The sequence below is a fragment of the Shewanella sp. SACH genome (assembly GCF_001887095.2).
Taxonomy (GTDB): Bacteria; Pseudomonadota; Gammaproteobacteria; order Enterobacterales; family Shewanellaceae; genus Shewanella; species Shewanella baltica.
Genome location: NZ_MPDG02000002.1, coordinates 1,408,535 through 1,429,090, shown reverse-complemented (window position 1 = coordinate 1,429,090; position 20,556 = coordinate 1,408,535). Strand labels below are relative to the sequence as shown.

Genomic DNA, 20,556 nt, shown 5'->3' with positions numbered 1-20,556 from the left:
CTCGACTTGCATGTGTTAGGCCTGCCGCCAGCGTTCAATCTGAGCCATGATCAAACTCTTCAATTAAAGTTTTGTTGCTTCCGTCTTGCGACTTCAGCGGCTCAATGAATTCTGATTTTTTGTTTCTCGCTAAAAGAAACAAACTGTACATATTGCTATGAACACTCATTGTTACATTGATTTAAATTTTTGACTGCCAACCCGAAGGTTAAGCAGTTTCGATTAACTCAACACCTGTGAGTGTCCACACAGATTTGCTTGATAAATTGTTAAAGAGCATGGTTAGCAGCTTATTCAGCGTTTAACCGTTGACCCCGCTGGGTCAGTGGATGCGCATTATAGGGATGTCAGATTTTACCGCAACCCCTTTGACGCGAATAATTGCGAAAAACGACTCAAGCGCACACTTTTTGAACTAAAAGTGTGTTTTAACGCCAATATTCTCGAATTTGTGCTGGATTAAGGCAAAAGATGAGGTTAACCCAGCGCTAGAAATGACAAGAGCCAACCTATTGGTTAGCTCTTATCATGTTAGATCACTTTTAACGCAAGCTTCCATTCAACAAGAGCAACAACCCACGCTACTGGTTACTGTGATAGTTGCTGCTTGAGATGAACTTATCAGCAAATGTTTATCTGCTTATAAGTAGTAGCGTAGCAACTAGCCTAGGCTTTTTAAGTAAGCCGGCACATCGGCAATACTGTCCAGTACCACGGTGGCATCACTGTCATCAGCAATAACCTTACCACTGCGCACTAATATACGTGTGGTTACGCCCGCCGCTTTCGCTGCCTGCATATCTTCGGCTTTGTCGCCAACCATGACTGAGAGAGCTAAGTCTATTTTCAGGAATTGCGCAGCATCATTGAGCATACCCGGCTTAGGTTTGCGGCAATCACAGTCGACCTTATATTCCCCTATGCCATTTTCACCATGGTGCGGGCAATAGTAGATACCGTCGAGTTCAACGCCTTTGTCTGCAAAGTTCCAATCCATCCACTCCGTTAAGCTGTGGAATTGATCTTCTGTATACATACCACGGGCAATACCAGATTGATTTGTGACGACAACTAACTTGTAGCCCATTTCCTTCAAAGAGAGGCAAGATTCAAACACACCTTCGATATATTCGAAGTCATCCACTAAGTGGACATAACCATGATCTTTGTTAATCACGCCATCACGGTCTAAAAATACTGCTCGACTCACTGTAATACTCCAAAATCGCCTAAGGCGTTATCGCGCTATTATTCCATTCATTATCAAAAATTGCACCGCGAAGTTGTGCTTTTAGCGCTAAATTGAGCGTTAGTGATGCTTATCGCTAGATGCGGATAACACCTTGCCCCGAGAGTCTCAATGTATGAAAAATCTTATCCTGTTAAATCAAAGTCCTTGGGCAACATATTTAACAGTTGTACCTGACTCAACCGACTAGTCGAAGTACTTCATGGCAGTAGATAAACAGCGCACTTAGGAAAATGATGGCTGTCGCATTAAAGATTGTTTCCAAGAAAGGCACATAATTGAGAGAGCTAAAATCATCAAAACCCTCGCCGTTTGGGCATTGTTAATCCCTAAGATGCACCACTCAATCAAGCATTCCCCTTTATTTGTGGTGTTTTTAACGGTAATCTTGGGCAGATAACGAGAAAATACCCGAAATAGACGGAAATAATGAGTCGAACTACGCCTATAGTCCACAAAACCCGCACCCAGTTAGTTGTTGAAGTGCTCAGAGAGAGAATTCTTTCAGGTGACATAGCCGCAGGAGAACCACTCAGACAAAGTGCGTTGGCTGAAGCGTTAAATGTCAGCCGCATTCCGGTGAGAGAAGCCTTATTGCAACTCGAAGCCGAAGGACTCGTTAAGTTTGAGCCTCATAAAGGTGCAACGGCGACCGTGTTATCCGTCGAGCAAGTCACCGAACTTTTTGAATTACGTGCCATGATCGAAACCGATCTGCTCGCTAAGGCGATCCCACTGCTTCAAGAAGCTGATTTAGAAAAAGCAGAACGTGTACTCGAACAATTGGAGTCGGCCTTCAAACATGAAGATGCCGTTGCCAGTTGGAGCGAGTTGAATACGCAATTTCACACTTGCTTATATCAGGCGGCTAATCGCCCACACACCCTTGAGGTTGTTCACGGCCTCAATACTAATTGTGATAGATACATTCGTTTGCAGTTATTGCTCGCGGGGGGGATTCCTGCTGCAGAGCATGAGCACAGAGCTTTGCTCAACCACTGCAAACTGAGAGAAACAGAAAAAGCGACGGCGCTACTGCGTCATCATATTCTGCATGCCGCAATGACAATTCGAGATCTTGTCGCCAAACAGGTGGTCTAGATCACGGACGGCCATTAGAGTTGCCGATAAGCTTTGTTGTCGATTCAAGGCAGCGCTCAGGTTCTGCCTTTTTTATTTGAGAGAAACCACCATGCAGTACGCCACTATCACAGGTTGGGGCAAATGTGTTCCACCAGCCACTCTGACCAACGATGATCTTGCGACCTTTATCGAGACATCCGATGAATGGATTAAATCTCGCACCGGCATCAGCCAGCGCCATATCAGTCATGTTAACACCTCTGAACTCGCTTCAGTTGCAGCACAACGCGCGCTCGCAGCTGCGGGTATCGATGGCAGTGAAATCGACATGATCATTCTGGCTAGCGCCAGCCCAGACACTTTGATCCCGAATATCGCATCAACTGTACAAGCTAATATTGGCGCCAGTTGTGCCGCGTTCGACATCAATGCAGCCTGCAGTGGCTTCTTATATGGCTTAGGTTTAGCCAGCTCACAAATCAAGAGTGGTCAGAGCAAGAAAGTATTGGTGATTGGTGCCGAGCGTCTATCTTTCTATTTAGATTGGTCACGCCGCGAAACTGCCGTGTTATTCGGTGATGGCGCAGGTGCCGTTGTCGTTGAAGCAACAGATGTTGCCGGTGGCGTGCTTGGTTATGAACTGAATAACGATCCTGAAGGTCGTGACATTCTTAAAGCGGGCTTTGGCACGGCGATGGACAGATTCTCTGCCGAGTCATTGGATTTCTTCATTGAATTCGATGGCCAAGAAATCTTCAAACGCGCGATTAACGGCATGAACAAGTTAAGCACTAAAGTGCTGGAAAAATGTGGCGTTGATAAAGATGAAGTGGATCTAGTGATCCCGCATCAAGCCAACGAGCGCATTATCGATACCTTAGTCAGTCGGATGAAAATTCCGAAAGAAAAAGCCTTCGTTAACATTGCCAACTATGGCAATACCTCGGCGGCAACTATTCCAATTGCGATTTGTGATGCGTTAGAGCAAGGCGTGATCAAGCCGAATCAAACCATACTCTCTTGTGCCTTTGGTGCGGGCTTAACCTCTGCCGCACTTTTGCTGCAATGGGGCGATCGCGTGACGCCTATCAATATCAGTGATGCCGAGTTACCGCCTTGCGATAAAACGGGCATAGAGTTAGTTAAACGCGCTGTGGATTATTTTTGTAAGCCGTAAACGGTTTCTGCAAAACGATAATATCTTGTTTTACTAAGACAAAAAGCCATCTTAATCGATGGCTTTTTTAGTTTATGACGACAAAACTTATTCATTCAGCTTGGTAATGATCATCTCATCCCAATAGATAGCTTGATTAAAATACTCGGCGAGTTTTTGATTTAACTCATTAAAACCTTTAACCACCTCTTCGCCCCTTTGGCTAATACAAGACCAGACAAATCGATGGCAGTTATTGTCAAATAAATCGTACTCACGATATTGATAAATCGCCTGCTCGGCGCGGGTCAACACTGTATCGGCGATGAGTGGTTGATGCAGATGATTACAGGCAAGATAGATTTGGCTGCCCGTTCGCCCCGCCAAGAAACGCTTTACCGACACCGCCCGCACCAACCCTGAACCGTGTAACTCAACTAAGCAATCGTCACCCAGCCAGATACCAGTATGTTCAATTACGCCAAAAACATAACAACAGACGATACTGCCTGGGATTGGCGCAACTTGTTTTAATCCCTTTTGCCATTGACTCGGCGCCGCCACCATAGCGCGATTGGCGACGGGATACTTAGGGGCCTTACCGAGTAATCTGTCGCGCTCAAGTTGCTGACGCTTCTCGCGCTCATCGGCCAACAAAACCGCGCCAATGACGGCACTGCCCATCCAAAGCAAAGGTAACGGCATCATGTTCTCCTACACACTCAGTTTATTAGAGTGAAGTACAAGTTGGTTGGATTGCCAAGTTGGCGGCATTGAATTTAAGCTTTAAAGTCAAGCTTAGGATTGGGTTTCAAGTCTAGCCTGTCAGTAATTAACCTAAGATGAAATCAGAGTGAAATCAGAGTGAAATCAGAGTGAAATCAGAGTGAGATTAAAGTTAAATCAGCGTAAAACAGCATCACCCCAACTCGATTAACTCATCCACAAAGAATGAGTTAAAACTGAAACAGCTAAGTCGATTGCCGCAATAAATCTGCCACAGTTAGTTGCCCCGCCCCGCCCATGGCCGCCATTTGCGCCAATAATAATTCCCCGCAAGCTAAGGCATCGGTCAACGCACTATGGGCGGTATAAATGGGTAAACCGTAACGTTCGCGGCAAGCGCCGAGGCGCAAACTGCCCTCTTTAATCACTGAGTGTTCCCGTAGCAAACGATGCCTTTCAAGCATGAGTGTATCAATGGCGGGTAGGACAAGGGCTTGATGATAAATGGCCAATAAATCCTGCTGCAGAAAGCGACAATCTAGCGGAGCATGATGCGCGACCAGCACCCGACCATAGGTTTGATTGATAAACCAGCCCATGGCTGCCTCAATCGTTACCGCCTGCACCAGATGATTATCGAGGATCCCGTGGATCGTCGCGCTTTGGCCAACACTACCGCGAATTTGCACTAATTTTTGCTCGGCGCGCGCCAAAGGGATCTCGCCGCGCTCAATCGGCACTAAGCCAATGCTGAGGATTTGATCTTGCTGCGGATTGAGACCTGTCATCTCTAAATCCATCGCCATTAAAGGTGCTTCGGATAATGGCATCGCCAGCAGAGGTAATAGCGATTGATAATAGCCCTTAAATAACTGATGTTGGCAACGTAGCGCCCGCCAATTAAGTTTCGTTTTCAGCAGCAGTGTATTCATATCAAAAACTTCGCATGAACTTCATCTTCATCCCCGCCTGCGCCTCATGCACCACTTTAAAGGCATCACGTAGCTGATGGCGGACCAGCGAAGATAAATGTGCGGGTAGCAGATAGTTACTCACCTCTAGCCCGAGATTATGCTGATAACCTTGGTTCGATAACCGCATATGGGCGATAAACTCGTGGGCATCGGCAAGATTAAGCGCATCTTTACGATTGAGAATGTTTGCGTCCATCAAGGCACGGATACGTTTCGCAGTATTCACTTCTTTAATCCCTGCCGACAGGGCATAAACGCGGGCAATGTCGTTGATTAAAGCATTGCCCTTATGCTTCAAATCTATGCCTTTGACTTCGCTGCCATCACGTTCGAGGACAAATTTGCGGAAAAAGCCCAGCGGTGGCGACTCGACCAATGAGTTGCCCGTCATCCCCGCAAGGAAAATATCGTTATCACGGGTTTGCGCCAAGACTTTGTCTTGCAGCGCATCAAACAAATTGTGTGGACCGTAAACCGATCGCATATCGAAAAAAATACTGGCGTTCAATAAAGCTTTAGGTTCTGGCGTTATCACCCACTTTTCAAATACCTGTTGCCACTGTTTAAGTGACATCCGCCACTGAGGGTTTTGCGCCATGATGTTGCCGGGGCAAAACTCATAACCGCATTGGTCAAGTCCAGCACATACCGCATGAGTTAAGGCATCGAAATAACCTTTGGCAAAGTCATCCATTTCTTCTGCGACTAACAGACCATTATCTTGATCTGAACACGCCGCTTGATCTTGGCGTCCCTGCGATCCAAACGCCAACCAGCAAAAAGCCATGGGCGGCTCACCGAGCAATTGTTGATTGAGCACGATTAGCCGCCGTGTCAGCGCATCGGTGACAGAGGTTAACACTCGGCCAATTTCTTCGGCTCTGGCATCGGCACTGATCAAATTTTGCAGTAACAGCGGAATTTGCTTACTGACGCTAATTAAACTGGCAAGATCCTGCTGACGTTCAATCTCGCCAATCAACAGCAGCGGTTGCGAGCCCTGCCCGCGCAAGATGTCAGTACTGGTCACCATGCCGATAGCTTTATCTTGGTCGATAATGGGTAAGTGATGAATGTTATGCTCACTCATCAGCAACATGGCTTCAAAAATCAACGCATTGGATGAAATTGAGATAGGCGAAACTGTCATGGCTTGATGCACTGCGATATGGCCGTCGAGCCCCGCCGCTAACACCCGATTACGCAAATCCTTATCGGTTAAAATCCCAACTAGCTTGTGATTATCCGTGACCAACAGGGATGACACTCGGCTGTTTCGCATTAAGAGTGCCGCCTGCGTCACGCTCGCGTGGGCATCGATAACAATAGGCGCGGATGACATTAACGTGCTGATCCGGCTAGTGGTCGTCAGATCTTTCGCCTTAAAGCGAGCCTCATGGCGTAAACGTTTAGCAAATGCGCGGGTAAAAAATTTATCGAAGTTGCGGCTCTCGCTTCTAAGGTTATCGAACAAGCTTTGGGGCAAATGATAAACCAAACCGTCTTCGAGAATAGCGACCTTGTTGACGACTTTCTCCCCCGATAACAAGGTCGAAAAACCAAAAAACTCTCCCTCGCCGACTCTATCGACCAGCACACCTTCAGGATCGCGCACCTCAAAGGCGCCGCTACGCACCATATACAACTTGGGCGAGTTAGCATCAAAATTGACATAACCAGAGGCTTTACTGTAATACCCGACAGTGATGGCCTTAGCACAGCGCACCACAACATCTTCAGGCAGAGTATCAAAAGGCACTAGCACTTGTAGAAATTGCACTACGGGTTGTAACTCACTGGCATTCATAGGCAACACCTTCTGTTAGGCGAAACTTTTACTTATATGTCATCACTATAGCCTGCATTGTCGCTGCGCTACATTCGACTAAAGTCAGTCATAGGATGCTCCCGTTAATTCCTCAATAGACTCATTCAACTACAGGGCAAAATACTTTCCAAATGCGCAATAAAAAAGAGCGCCGAAGCGCTCTCTTGTGTTGATGCAATGATTAAGCGATGAGCTTAGTGACCGCTCGCTTCACCCGAACCTTTAGGGAAACGAATCGATTCGACCATCTCCTGAACATGTAATGGCGTTGCCGTAGTCACACGACTCACTAACGCTGCCACACCGAAGTTCACTAACATGCCCACCATACCGATACCTTCAGGTGAAATACCAAGGAACCAGTTAGCGGCAACGTTACCCGTTGGGTCAACAAACTTGAAGTAGATGATATAGCTAGCAGTAAACAGTAGACCCGTTAACATACCGGCAATCGCGCCTTCTTTGTTCATTGTCTTAGAGAAGATACCCATGATGATCGCAGGGAACAGTGATGATGCGGCTAACCCGAAGGCGAACGCCACCACCGCAGCCACAAAGCCTGGTGGGTTCACCCCAAAGTAACCCGCAATCACAATGCCCACACCCGCCGCCAAACGAGCAAACATCAGCTCTTTTTTATCGGAGATATCTGGCATCAAGTTTTTCTTGAGTAAATCGTGTGAGACTGAGGTTGAAATCACCAACAACAAACCCGCAGAAGTCGACAAGGCCGCCGCTAAACCACCCGCTGCAACCAAGGCGATAACCCAAGCTGGCAAGTTGGCAATTTCTGGCGTAGCTAATACTATGATGTCGTTATCGATCTTCATTTCGTTTTTACTAGCAGGATCTTCCATCTTACCAGCTGCGTAATAAAGTTTGCCGTCGCCGTTTTTGTCGTTCCACTTGATCAAACCGGTTTTTTCCCAGTTTTTAATCCACTGCGGCGCAGACTCATAGGCCACACCTTGCGAATCAGCACCGTTAATGGTTTCAATCATGTTTACGCGAGAGAACGCTGACAACGCAGGCACTGTGGTATACATGATACCGATGAACACTAATGCCCAACCCGCAGAGATACGCGCATCTTTCACTTTAGGTACAGTGAAGAAACGCACGATAACGTGGGGTAAACCCGCAGTACCCATCATTAACGCGCCAGTAATACAGAACACATCAATCATGCTCTTAGAACCGTCGGTGTAAGGGGCAAAGCCAAGTTCAGTTGACACATTGTTGAGTTTTTCAAGCAAGTAAACACCACTATTATTACCGGCGGCATCGAGCAATTCAGCACCGAAACCCACTTGTGGAATAATGTGGCCTGTCATCATCACAGATAAAAATATGGCTGGCACCATGAATGCGAAAATCAATACACAGTACTGAGCAACCTGAGTGTAAGTAATCCCTTTCATACCACCGAGTACGGCGTAGAAGAACACGACCGCCATACCGATATATACGCCCGTGTCGACTTCCACTTCTAAGAAACGCGAAAAGACCACGCCCACACCGCGCATTTGCCCTGCAATGTAAGTAAAACAGATAAAGATGGCACAGATAACCGCCACTGTGCGTGCGGCCTGTGAGTAATAACGCTCACCAACGAAATCTGGCACAGTGAACTTACCAAACTTACGTAAATACGGCGCCATACACAGAGCCAACAATACGTAACCGCCCGTCCAGCCCATTAAGTACACGCTACCGTCGTAACCGACGAAAGACACAATACCCGCTAATGAAATAAACGACGCCGCCGACATCCAGTCCGCCGCCGTCGCCATACCGTTAACAACAGGGTGAACACCGCCACCTGCAACATAGAATTCTTTGGTTGAACCCGCTCGAGTCCAGATTGCAATCCCAATGTAGAGCGCAAACGAGAGCCCTACGATAATATACGTTAGTGTTTGAACATCCATCTCAAAGCTCCTTAGTCTTCTTGTACGTTATATTTTTTATCTAAGGCGTTGGCTTTTGCCGCATAGACAAAAATAAGCGCAACGAATACATACATAGATCCCTGCTGTGCAAACCAGAAACCTAATTTGAATCCCATGAAATGGACTTCATTGAGTACATCAACCAATAAAATGCCGCATCCAAAAGAGACTGCCGCCCAAATGGCTAATAAGCTCAGAACGAGACGAATATTCTCGCGCCAATAACCTTTTGCCTTATCATTGTTTTCAAAACCCATAGTGACTCCCCTGTGCTGTTTTAATTTTAAGTCTTGTTTAATCTAGCAACAGCTGGTGTGAGCACAATCACGACTTTCGTCTAACTCGTGATTCAAAACACTGTCCATAAATAGTGAATAGAAATAAATTCAACGAGTTAACAATGATTTTACATTTAGATACAGTTTCAACTTTTTCAACAGGTTAGACCAATGTCGAACAAGAATGAGTGGGATTTAGGTAGATAAGGCGGGAAAACAAGCAAGAAATAGGAATAACGTGTTGTCTGAGCTGGAAAAATTAGGAATTTTAAACAACCTTAAAGGTGACTTTAGACTGACGGCACGTCACTTGATTTAGGATTTTCAGTGCCGAGGATTGATGAGATATCAGCATTCGTTCTTCAATCAATAGGCAATTTAAATCACTCATCCAAGTCGCGCTAGGCTGGTAGCAAAGCCGTTTCATTTCAGCATGTCACTTAATAGTCATCGCGTAGATTGATTCACAATTGCTTTTTCAATTTCAGGCAAAAAATAACCCAGCCTAGACTGGGTTATTAACGCTAGATTAGCGAATAGCGGGATAAGTTTCCCAATGCGGCTCGCAAGGCGCTTATTCGTTAGCCGCGATGAGTCTAGTCTCCATTTATTAAACGCGGTTACTTCGCGGCTAAAAACTTAACTAATGCCGCCAACTCTTCTGGCGTGTGCGCGGTCGACGTCAGCATATAACGGCCATTCACCAGTAATGAGGGTACGCCCTTGATCCCTGCAAGCTCAGCTTGAGAGTCATAATTCATTAGGGTGAATTTGGCATCGACGGAATTCATTGCGGCATCGACATCATCCACCTTAGCGCCTTGGGCGACAAAGAAGGCTTTAACCTGTTCAGGTGCTGTAAATTGCTCACCTTTCTCATGGATTTGCTTGAAAATAGCGCCATGGGTTTGCTTAATCATCTTTAATTTTTGCGCCACATAGTAGGCAAGCTGACTCAGCTCCCAAGCAGGACGGCCGGCGCCCACAGGGGTACGCTCAAAAGCCACGTCTTTGCCGAGCAGTTGCACTGTCAAGTCCATAAGCGGTTCTTGCTTATAGCAATGTGGGCAGTTATAGGAGAAAAACTCTCGCAGCACTGGCTTTTGCGCTTCGGTAATCCCCGCCACTGTGACGTAATCTTTGCCTTCTTCGAAACTTGCGGCCTGCAGTGCAAAGCTGGCACTCAGCATTAATCCGCACGCCAATGCGGCTATAGGTCGAACTCGATTAAACACGCTCATTATATTGTCTCTTTTTATTCGTCATTGGTTTAAATAAGGATGACACATTCGCTCAAGCAAAACTTGGAACCCAAAGATAACCTAAAAGTTCGGCTTTTACCTTTAACAATAATTAACCTTTCTCAACATGCCGCTAGCATATCCAGCGGAGAAGCATACTGATATCGAAAGCCTAAATCTGTGACAATTGCGTCACCTTGGATGACTTTACTCGGCATGGATTGTTGATTAAATTCGGGTGCGACTAAACCAAGGGACTCGGCGGCGGCGTGATAAAACTCAGCTTTAGTGGGGTGTGTCGGCGCGCAAAGATTATAAATCGGTGCCACAGATAAACCTGAACCCGTTGCCGCGAGAATCCGACTTACCGCGCTGACACAATCACTTAAGTGGACTAAATTCACTGCCACATTGGCGCCACTGACATCGGTTTTTCCGGCAAGGAAACGTCCAGGATGGCGTTTGGGGCCTACGAGTCCAGCAAAGCGGACAATACAGACATGGGGCAAGGCTTGAAATAAAGCTTCTGCATCTAATAGCACTTGGCTGTCGCTAGATTCTGCCAAGGCATCGGCTTCGGTCATCACTTTATTTTGGGACGGATACACACCCGTTGTGCTGATAAACACTATCTGCTGATATTGCCAGCCTTGGGTTAATGCGATGAGTTGTTGCAGTTCTTCAAGATACGCGGCGTTACCGCGCTTTAATCGGGGAGGAATATTGACCACTAGATAATCGGTTTGAAATAAACCGCTTAATGCATGAGCATCGGGGGTTGATGGTGCTTCGCTGCCCAATTGCAACGGATAGGCTTCAATCCCAACCTCAGTTAATGCCGATAATTCGTCGGCGCTGCGCTTACAGCCTGTGACTCTATAGCCCTCATGAACAAGCTGCTTTGCTAAAGCAAAACCAAACCATCCACAACCGACCAAGGCAACACTGGATTTTACTGCGCCATTTTCTGCTTTTACATTCGCCATATTAGCCCTAAGGGAATCATATCAGCGGATAGAATACGGAACTTAGCGCATAAGATTCAAGTTTGTAGCGAACTAAAATAAAAACTAACCCCTTTATCGACTTGCAAGGTACGAATAGCGCCCTCGGACAATTCTTCCGCTTTGATGGCTTTTTGCACTGTCACGCCTTCATCACTTAAGAAACGCAGCGATGCGTCACTCCCGTCCACTTTGCAAGCCCAGACTTGGGGCTGACTCACTTCTTTGGTGGTCATGATCACTTTCGCAATGCTGTCATCGGAGAGCTTTACTATAGTTCCAGGAGGATAAATGCCAAGAATTTTAACTAACACAGAAATCAGTGACTCTGAATGTTTACTCGCACGGTTTTTAAACAAATAACCTAATGCCACTTGAGGAGATGTCACTTGCTGACCACTGAGCTGCTGATCGTAATCATTTGCTAAACTCACGATCTGCGTAATGATTGGGATCTTATGCCCCGTCAATCCATCAGGAAACCCTGAACCATCAACAAATTCATGGTGATGCAAAATGACATTCAACACCTCTTTAGGGAATAATCCCGACCGATTCAGCATGTCAAAACCAAAATTAGGATGCATTTGCAAATAGCTGGCTTCGTGTGTCGTCAGCGCGCCACGCTTTCGGCGGATGACATCGGGCACTTTAAGCTTACCGATATCATGCAGCAAACTGCCAAGAGCGATATCACGCAACTCTCTTGGGGTTAAATCCAGTGCATGACCTATCATCATTGCCAACACAGCCACAGAGACGCCATGTTGGGTCACACTCACATCTTTCTCATCCATCCCAACCAGGGTAAGGAACGGTGTTTCAACTTCCTGCAAATGGCTTAGCAAGTCTTCGACCAGTGCCGCCGATAATCGATAGGCGCCTTCAGGATCGCTGACTATTTTACCAAACACATTACGGGAGTTATTCACATTCATTAGAAAACGCTTCTGACTCAAACGCATTGCCTTACGGGTATCGGCCTTGAGATCCCGTTCGGGTTCGACTGCTATCTCGTCTTCAATGTCATCGTCTTCTTCAACAATATCCAGTTCGGCATTCGATTCCGATAACAAAAACACATAGGGGACGCCTAAGCCACGGATCATTTCGATTTGAGCGGCACTGCTGATATCAACGCGGTTAAATAAAAAGGGGTGATTCGTCCATGACAAGGGCAACTTGACTCTCATGCCAAGTTGAATTTCTGATAGTGATAATTTTTTTTGAGGTACTTTTGCCACGCAGTATGACTCCTTTCAAATGTGATGCAGGACATAAACAGATGACCTCATCTGCGTATCCAACAGGGCACATTCAAGCTAAGTACATATAACTATAGATGATTCAAAGCGTTCGATGCAGAGTACAAATGAAAAATCCTTATCAAACTGAGGCATAAGACACATTAATTTGTGCCCTGCGCCTCAGTGTTAAATAAAGGGATTAAATAACAATAGGATAGGAGCTTAAGGCTGAAGCTCTTTTTGTTCTATTTTTGGATCTTCTTTTGGCCAGTCACGGAGATAATAACTGAGTCGCTTCGATTTAATGAGATAAATGCCCGACCAGAACAAGACTAACGCGTCTAAAGCCAGGCTCCAATGGAATAGGAATTGGCCATGGTTCAGCCGCTGCCCCAGCAAGACACCATCAATCATCAGCAGCAACCACAGACCCCATTTCAAATGCACAAAAATAGGTCTTAACCATTGAGGCGAACGGCGACGTTCGGCAATCACCACAAGATAAATCAAAACCGCGCCAAGTCCCGCCCCGAGTGCTAGCAAAAAATCTGACTTTTCAGGGTAAAAAATCCGCACTAACTCTGAACGGTCACCCATCTGGGTCAGCGAGGCGATAAAAATGCACCAACCGCGCGCAAGATAAGCCAAGAGTGCGTATAAAAAGATCGGCGGTTTAATATGGCCTTTATCATCGAGCCAAGTGATGTGACTGAAATTCAAATAGGTTTCCAATTAGCAAAATCTAAAACAGCATATCAAGGAGATGGTGCCAATCGCGGCTAATTCAATAGCCAAAGCAGACTATCTTTCCATGTCGTCATTTTTGCTGCGGCAAATAAAAATAGCGCCTTGGGCAAGGCGCTATTTAAGACTCTCTATTCAGTGGTTTTTTAACTGTAAATGCGAAACGTCAGACCAAAGCAGACGGCCTATTTCAGCCCACAGCAATCAAGCGTTCGCGGCGAGGAGTGCCAATAACTCATCCTCATCCATCACTTTAACGCCAAGCTCCTGCGCTTTAGCGAGTTTTGAACCTGCCGCCTCACCTGCCACTAAGCAATCGGTATTTTTCGACACACTGCCAGCAACTTTTGCACCCAGTGCCTGCAGCTGCGCTTTAGCATCATTACGATTGAGCTGATTTAAGGTCCCGGTCAATACCCAGGTTTGGCCTTTAAGCGGCTGTGCATCTGCACTTGGCGCCTCAATGGCGGGCCAATGCACACCAGCAGCGATTAAGGCATCGATAACCTCAAGGTTATGCGGCTGAGCAAAAAAGTGCGCCACATGCTGGGCCACCACGGCGCCAACATCTTCCACTTCAGTTAACTGCTCCACAGTTGCCACCCGCAGCGCATCTAAACTGGCAAAGTGCGCCGCAAGGTTTGCCGCTGTCGCCTCGCCTACTTCGCGAATGCCCAAGGCATATAAGAAACGCGCAAGTGTTGTGGTTTTGGCCGCTTCAATCGCCGCCGCTAAATTGGTTGCCGACTTCATCCCCATGCGGTCGAGCATAGTCATCATAGAGGCGGTGAGCTTAAACAGATCCGCAGGACTTTGGACGAGTTCTTTATCAATCAATTGCTCGACGACTTTATCGCCCATGCCATCAATATCTAAAGCCTTGCGGGATGCGAAATGCTTAATCGCTTCTTTACGCTGCGCTTCACAAAATAAACCACCGCTACAGCGCGCTACAGCCTCACCTTCAAGACGCTCGACTAAACTGCCACATACAGGGCAATTATGCGGAAATACAATGTCAGTCGCCGTTTCAGGACGTCTTTCTGGCACTATGGCAACAATTTGTGGGATCACATCGCCAGCGCGACGGATGATCACAGTGTCACCGACTTTAATGCCTAAACGGGCAATTTCATCGGCATTGTGCAGCGTCGCATTCGATACCGTCACGCCACCAACAAACACTGGCTTTAAGCGCGCCACTGGCGTCACTGCGCCGGTGCGGCCCACTTGGAAATCAACCCCTTCGAGCAGAGTCATTTCTTCCTGTGCAGGGAATTTATAGGCAATCGCCCAGCGGGGAGATTTAGCCACAAAACCTAAACGTTGCTGCTGGTCAATGTCGTTAACTTTCATCACGACGCCATCGATTTCAAAGGCTAAATCGCTGCGACGAGTAAGAATGTCTTTATAGTAGTCATAGACTTGGCTTAATTCAGCGCAGACTTTGATTTCGCTACTAACGGGTAAGCCCCACGATTTAAGCTGCTGTAACTGCTCGAAATGGGTTTTAGCTAACGGATGGGAATCCGGCTCAACAACCCCTAGCGCATAGGCATAAAAAGCCAATGAGCGGGCGGCGGTAATTTTACTGTCAAGTTGTCGCAAGCTACCGGCTGCAGCGTTACGGGGATTAACAAAGAGTTTTTCATCCTTGGCGCGCGCCCTGTCGTTCAGCGCCTCAAAGGCGGCTTTCGGCATAAAGGCTTCGCCGCGCACTTCAACGAGTTCAGGAAAATTATTACCGCGTAATTTAAGCGGTATCGATTTAATGGTTTTAACGTTTTCAGTGATGTCTTCACCCACTGCACCATCGCCGCGGGTCGCAGCGCGCTCAAGCACGCCATGGCGATACAAGATACTCACGGCAAGACCATCGAGTTTAGGCTCGCAGCAAAAACTCACCTCACCGACTTTATCGGTGACACGTTTGTGGAAAGCACTGAAATCCGCTTCATCGAAGGCGTTATCCAGACTTAACATAGGCTTAAGATGAGTGATCTGATCAAACTTGGCGAGCGCCAATCCGCCCACCCTTTGTGTTGGTGAATCAGCCACAATCAAATGGGGATATAACGCCTCAAGCTTGAGTAAACGCTGCATCAACCTGTCGTACTCAGAATCGGTAATGCTCGGCGCATCATCCACATAGTAACGAATGTTGTGCTCGTTCAGTGATTCGCTGAGCGCCTGCATCACCTGCAATGCGTTTTCTGGGGTAACGTCTTCAGACAGAAGTGTATCGAGTTGAATGTCTTGCATATTCTTTATCCAGAATGCTTTAGATCACAAAAAGTAGATCACAAAAAATGAGGCCGCAATTAGCGGCCTCATCAATATATAAACCGCCAAATTGCGGCGTCGGCTAAGCGTTAGCGCGAATGCGGTGTAAATAATCTTGCTTAGTAAACTCACCCCAAGGCAGACGTTGACCGTCGAGCACTACGGCATCGATATCGTCCGCAAGTTGGCGCGCTGAGTTAAGCATAATCGAGAAGTTCATTAAGGCATCGCCGTAGCAAGGTAAAGTCATAAAAAACACCACACCTTGAGTACTGAACTGCTCCATGTTGTCCGGATCAAACACGCCAGGTTTTAGCATATTAGCAATAGAGAACAAGACTTTACCATTGCCCGCGTTATCCACATGACGATGAAAAATGTTCATATCGCCATATTTAAAATTCAAGGTTAAGAAACAAGGTAGCAGTTCGGCGCCGTTCAGCTGTTGGCCATCTTTTGCGACCACATGTAAAACCAGCACGTCGCGTGGCTCACCTAATTCATCTTCAGCGGCTTGTTCGACACACACCTCTTCTTGATGGTCTGCTTGATGTTCATTTTCTTCAAACAAGGCGCTTTGCTGCGGCGCGGCACGTAGCGCCTGTTCTTGCTCTGCGGCTTTTTGCGCCACAATAGCAGCATGGGATTGACCCATTTGCGGTACTTGCGTGCCCAAGACGGGCTCTTGGCGCGAGACTTTAGGACCACGGTGTTGCTCTTTTGCAACAGGTGGCTGCAAGCTAAAATCTGGCTGAGCTGGAATAGGTTCGTATTTCGCTTCTACTTTGAGCTCTGGTTTAAGCCCTTGTTTAAGTTCTGCTTTAAATTCTGGCGATGTCAATTCTTGCGACTTAGTCTCTAGCTTCACTTCCTGCTTCAAATAAGGATTGGCCGCGGGAGTCTCGTTGTTAGGCGCAAGTTCGCCAGCTTTACGCACTCGCACAGCACCAATACCGTCGGCATCAAATCCTTCGGCATCAATTCGCTTAGGGCTCGACTCACCTTTCTCGGCCTGTTTCTTATAAAAATTGCCCATTGGGCTATCTTTCAATGACTTAGGTTGTTGTCTTCTGATAGACCAAAATCCATGCACCAGCACAGCAACTATGGCTATGGCGCCTAAAACAAACAATACTAGTTGCAAATCTTCCATTGGTTACCCTGTCTTTGTTCTAGTTATCCAGCGTCAGCCATCGCCACCGCTTGCTCTATGTCTACCGCGACTATACGAGACACACCGGGCTCGTGCATAGTCACGCCTATAAGTTGATCAGCCATTTCCATGGTTATTTTGTTATGGCTGATATAAATAAACTGTACGCTCTGTGACATTTCTTTCAGTAATCGACAGAAACGTTCTACGTTGGCATCGTCTAATGGCGCATCCACTTCGTCTAGCATACAGAAGGGAGCAGGATTCAGCCTAAAAATTGCGAATACCAATGATAAAGCGGTTAAGGCTTTTTCACCACCCGAAAGAAGATGGATTGTGCTGTTCTTCTTACCTGGCGGCTGCGCCATGATAGTGACGCCAGTTTCCAGTAAATCATCGTCCGTTAACGCTAAGTAAGCTCGACCGCCACCAAACACCTTCGGAAATAAGCGTCCGAGATCTTCATTGACTGAGTCAAATGTCGTCTTAAAGCGGCTTCGGGTTTCTTTGTCTATCTTACGGATCGCTTCCTCTAAGGTCGCCAGTCCCTTATTTAAATCGTCATCTTGATGATCAAGATAGGATTTTCGCTCACTTTGCTGTTCAAATTCTTCGATAGCCGCCAGGTTAATCGCGCCTAAGCGAACAATTTTCTGCCGTATTTGATCTAAATCACTCTGCCACTTGTCAGGCATGCCCTCCGCGGGCAAGTTTCCAAGGATTTCAGACAGAACAATTTGCTGTTCCTGTAAGGCTTCCAGCTGACTATTGGCTTGGCCTTTTATTCCTTCACGACGTAACTTTAACGTGCTCAGGCTTTGAGTCAAGCCCTCAAGCTTACCAAGCTCTTGTTTTTGCTTTATTCCTATACTGTTTAATGTCTCAGTGAGCCCACTTTGCTGCTGACGGACGTTTTTTAAGCCCTGTTGTTGCTCATGTTGTTGCTGCAATAACTGCGTTAACTGCTCAGTCAGCTGCACACTATTTTGTACGCCACTCAATTGGGCGACTTTGGCAAGTTCAGCTAACACTAACTCACGGGTGTGGATAAGTTCATTGACACGCACTTGCTGTAATTCAATTTGTTCGGTACTGACGGCCATGCGCATCGTTACAGCTTGTAAGGCAGAAGCTGTAGTCGATAACTGACGTTCAACCTCAGTAATACGCGCTTTCAAAGCTTGATGGCGCACGCTATCGGCCTGCGTGTCTTGCGTGAGTTGCCGCTGAATATCTAGACTCGCCTGCAACGCATCATCAAGCTCTGTTTCTTGCTCTGCCAATAATTCGAATTGCTCGCTCAAGCGTTCAATGTCAAGCAAGCTCGCGCTTAATGCCGCTTCAAGTTTGCTCTGCTGCTCAGCGCGTGCCTTTACTTGCTCAGTTAAGCCACTGAGCTGCATCGACTTCGTCGCTTTATCCAACTGTAATTGATGCAATTTTTGCGCGCCAGCAGTCAATTGTTGTCTTTGCTGCTGCAAGGTAGCCGCAAGTTCAGTCATCTTATCTTGCTGTAGGTGCAAGGATTGCTGCAAATCAAGGATGTTTTGCGCTAACTGGGCTTGCTCTTTGCTGAGCTGTACCAGTGACTGAGCGCCCTCTGTCTTAGTGATTAAAAAACCTTGCCCGAGGAGATACCCGTCGGCGGTGACTATCCGCTCATCGGTCTTTAACTGCCGCAGTAGCTGTTTTGCGGCGTGAATATCTTTTGCCCACTTAAGCCCCGCTAACCAAGGGGCAAGATTCACCTCAGCCTGTAAATACTCACTCTGGGTGGATTGCGACGCTAAAGCTTGAAACCCCATTTCGGTTTCAGTGACGCCAACGGGCAAGGTCAACAAGCCATTGAGGGCGAGTTCGGCCGCGGTTTCCCAACCATTGTCAACGGTTAGACTCTGCCATAACTGCGGTTTATCACTTTGCTGCTCCTGCTTAGTCAACCACTGTTCAACCAGCTCATGGCGCGCTTTGGTCGCGGTTAATTGCTGCTGAATGTGCTCTGTGCTATGGCGGGCGTCATCCAAAGCTTGCGTGCTTGCGCTAACCATTTGTTCTTGCTGATGATTAATCTCGGTTTGTAGCCTAGTGGCGTCTGCAAGAGACGCTATTTCTTGTTGCAGTGGCGTGATGTTTGAGGCGAGATCGCTGTTCACTAAAGCGACGAGCTGCGCTTGCTGCTCACTGCTTTGCTGCTGTTTATGCTGTAATAATTGCTGCTGATGCGCTAACTGACTGCGGCGCAGTTCAAGCTGTAATTTATGCTGCGAAACATCCACGGCCTGTTGACGCGCAACTTCAGCCTGCTGCTGGCTGCGCTCTATGCTCATTTCCCATTGGGATTGCAGCTCATCCATGATTTCTTGCTGTTCATCATGCTGCGGCCCAAGCTTGGCAAGCTCAAGTTCTAACGCGCTAAGACTCGCTTTATAGCCGTTGAGCTTATCGGTGTTTTGCAGGATTTGCTCTTTCACTTGTGCCAACTGGGTTTCAAGCTGGGCATCACGCTGCTTTTGATTCTGTAACTGTTGTTCTAACTTAGCGATGTCGGTGCCCGTCAGATAATAGGCTTCGACCGCGCGTTGTTCTTGCTCCGCTAATTGAGCGAGTTGCACTTGCAGTTCAGTGGTTTGTAATTCATCGGTTTGCGCCAGCGACTGCGCCGCCGCTTGCTGCACTTCGATGGCGCGGATTTGCTCAGACAGACTCGCCATCTGATCTTGCAACTCTTGATAGCGCATCACGAGGAGTTCAGCATGGGTCTTGCGCTCGGCCTGTTTAAGCTCGCGATATTGCTTCGCGGCCTTGGCCTGCTGCGCCAGTTTATCTAACTGTTTGCCGAGTTCACTGCGAATATCGCCTAAACGCTCGAGGTTTTCGCGGGTATGGCGGATACGATTTTCGGTTTCGCGGCGGCGTTCTTTATAGCGAGAAATCCCTGCGGCTTCTTCAATAAAAGTGCGCAAGTCTTGGGGTTTAGATTCGATAAGGCGAGAAATCGTGCCTTGCTCAATAATGGCGTAGCTGCGCGGACCAAGGCCTGTGCCCATAAACAAGTCGGTAATGTCTTTACGGCGACACTTTTGGCCATTGAGAAAATACCAAGACTCACCGTCTCGGCTCACCTGACGCTTAACGGCGATTTCTTCGTAACTGGCATACTGACCCGCGAGGCGACCATCTTTATTTTCAAAAATAAGTTCAACACCCGCCACAGACACAGGTTTTCGTGCGCTTGAGCCGTTAAAGATCACGTCGGCCATCGAATCACCGCGCAGATGTTTCGCCGAACTTTCACCCAATACCCAACGCACGGCATCGATCACATTCGATTTACCGCAGCCATTTGGGCCAATAATGGCGGTTAATGCCTGTAAAAAAGGAATTTTAGTGGGATCGACAAACGACTTAAAGCCGGCAAGTTTTATCTGTTTTAATCTCATGGTGCCAGTTAGCGCGTCTCTGAAGTCTGGCCCGAAAATGAGCCCAGTGGTGCAAATGCATTCTGCTGGCAACTTTAACAAAGCAGGCAGCATTTTGTAACGCTTTTTATTGAATTCATGCGGCTTTTAGCTTGTCATCTGCCCATGAGTTGATCACAATCGCAGTTATCTTTATATCAGGCTGTCTCTCAAGCTGTA

At 47.2% G+C, this 20,556-nt stretch carries 15 protein-coding genes and 1 rRNA gene; 2 read left to right on the top strand and 14 right to left on the bottom strand.

Translation table 11 applies throughout. The features are described from left to right. Positions 1-66 (bottom strand): 16S ribosomal RNA (locus BM607_RS14145); the annotation flags it as partial. A 595-nt stretch (positions 67-661) separates the two neighbouring features. Next, the gene (gene gmhB, locus BM607_RS14140; RefSeq protein WP_071939511.1) at positions 662-1,210 is read right to left on the bottom strand and encodes a D-glycero-beta-D-manno-heptose 1,7-bisphosphate 7-phosphatase; all 549 of its coding nucleotides are present in this window, start codon (positions 1,208-1,210) and stop codon (positions 662-664) included. 468 nt (positions 1,211-1,678) lie between these two features. On the opposite strand from gmhB, the gene BM607_RS14135 reads away from it, so the two are divergent. Continuing rightward, complete coding sequence (locus tag BM607_RS14135; protein WP_006082136.1) at positions 1,679-2,350, top strand: GntR family transcriptional regulator; 672 nt, start codon at positions 1,679-1,681, stop codon at positions 2,348-2,350. 91 nt (positions 2,351-2,441) lie between these two features. Beyond that, complete coding sequence (locus BM607_RS14130; RefSeq protein WP_006082137.1) at positions 2,442-3,509, top strand: ketoacyl-ACP synthase III; 1,068 nt, start codon at positions 2,442-2,444, stop codon at positions 3,507-3,509. Positions 3,510-3,596: 87 nt separating this feature from the next. Here BM607_RS14130 and BM607_RS14125 read toward each other — a convergent pair whose 3' ends face one another. The 12 genes from BM607_RS14125 to BM607_RS14070 all read right to left on the bottom strand — a co-directional run bounded on the left by BM607_RS14125 (position 3,597) and on the right by BM607_RS14070 (position 20,358). Beyond that, positions 3,597-4,193, bottom strand: a complete 597-nt coding sequence (locus BM607_RS14125) for a lecithin retinol acyltransferase family protein (protein ID WP_071939512.1) — start codon at positions 4,191-4,193, stop codon at positions 3,597-3,599. Positions 4,194-4,459: 266 nt separating this feature from the next. After that, positions 4,460-5,146, bottom strand: coding sequence for an exonuclease domain-containing protein (locus BM607_RS14120; protein ID WP_006085386.1), 687 nt, complete (start codon positions 5,144-5,146; stop codon positions 4,460-4,462). Position 5,147: 1 nt separating this feature from the next. After that, entirely contained in the window at positions 5,148-6,995 is a 1,848-nt protein-coding gene (locus BM607_RS14115; protein WP_071939513.1) for a DUF294 nucleotidyltransferase-like domain-containing protein, read from the bottom strand. A 215-nt stretch (positions 6,996-7,210) separates the two neighbouring features. Beyond that, entirely contained in the window at positions 7,211-8,947 is a 1,737-nt protein-coding gene (locus BM607_RS14110; protein WP_012587389.1) for a sodium:solute symporter family protein, read from the bottom strand. An 11-nt stretch (positions 8,948-8,958) separates the two neighbouring features. After that, the gene (locus tag BM607_RS14105; protein WP_006082142.1) at positions 8,959-9,225 is read right to left on the bottom strand and encodes a DUF4212 domain-containing protein; all 267 of its coding nucleotides are present in this window, start codon (positions 9,223-9,225) and stop codon (positions 8,959-8,961) included. Between the two features lie 641 nt (positions 9,226-9,866). Then, positions 9,867-10,487, bottom strand: a complete 621-nt coding sequence (locus BM607_RS14100; protein WP_071939514.1) for a thiol:disulfide interchange protein DsbA/DsbL — start codon at positions 10,485-10,487, stop codon at positions 9,867-9,869. Between the two features lie 122 nt (positions 10,488-10,609). Beyond that, positions 10,610-11,473 carry an SDR family oxidoreductase gene (locus tag BM607_RS14095; RefSeq protein WP_071939515.1) on the bottom strand — a complete coding sequence of 288 codons (864 nt, stop codon included), beginning with the start codon at positions 11,471-11,473 and terminating at the stop codon, positions 10,610-10,612. A gap of 56 nt (positions 11,474-11,529) precedes the next feature. Beyond that, positions 11,530-12,735 (bottom strand): HD-GYP domain-containing protein, encoded by a 1,206-nt coding sequence (locus BM607_RS14090; protein WP_071939516.1) that lies wholly within the window; start codon positions 12,733-12,735, stop codon positions 11,530-11,532. 225 nt (positions 12,736-12,960) lie between these two features. Next, complete coding sequence (locus tag BM607_RS14085) at positions 12,961-13,458, bottom strand: DUF2919 domain-containing protein (RefSeq protein WP_083548606.1); 498 nt, start codon at positions 13,456-13,458, stop codon at positions 12,961-12,963. Between the two features lie 228 nt (positions 13,459-13,686). Further along, positions 13,687-15,744, bottom strand: coding sequence for an NAD-dependent DNA ligase LigA (ligA, locus tag BM607_RS14080; RefSeq protein ID WP_071939518.1), 2,058 nt, complete (start codon positions 15,742-15,744; stop codon positions 13,687-13,689). A 103-nt stretch (positions 15,745-15,847) separates the two neighbouring features. Continuing rightward, entirely contained in the window at positions 15,848-16,918 is a 1,071-nt protein-coding gene (gene zipA, locus BM607_RS14075) for a cell division protein ZipA (RefSeq protein WP_071939519.1), read from the bottom strand. A 23-nt stretch (positions 16,919-16,941) separates the two neighbouring features. After that, on the bottom strand, positions 16,942-20,358 hold the full coding sequence (locus BM607_RS14070) for a chromosome segregation protein SMC (RefSeq protein ID WP_071939712.1): 3,417 nt from the start codon (positions 20,356-20,358) through the stop codon (positions 16,942-16,944). Positions 20,359-20,556 lie beyond the last annotated feature (198 nt).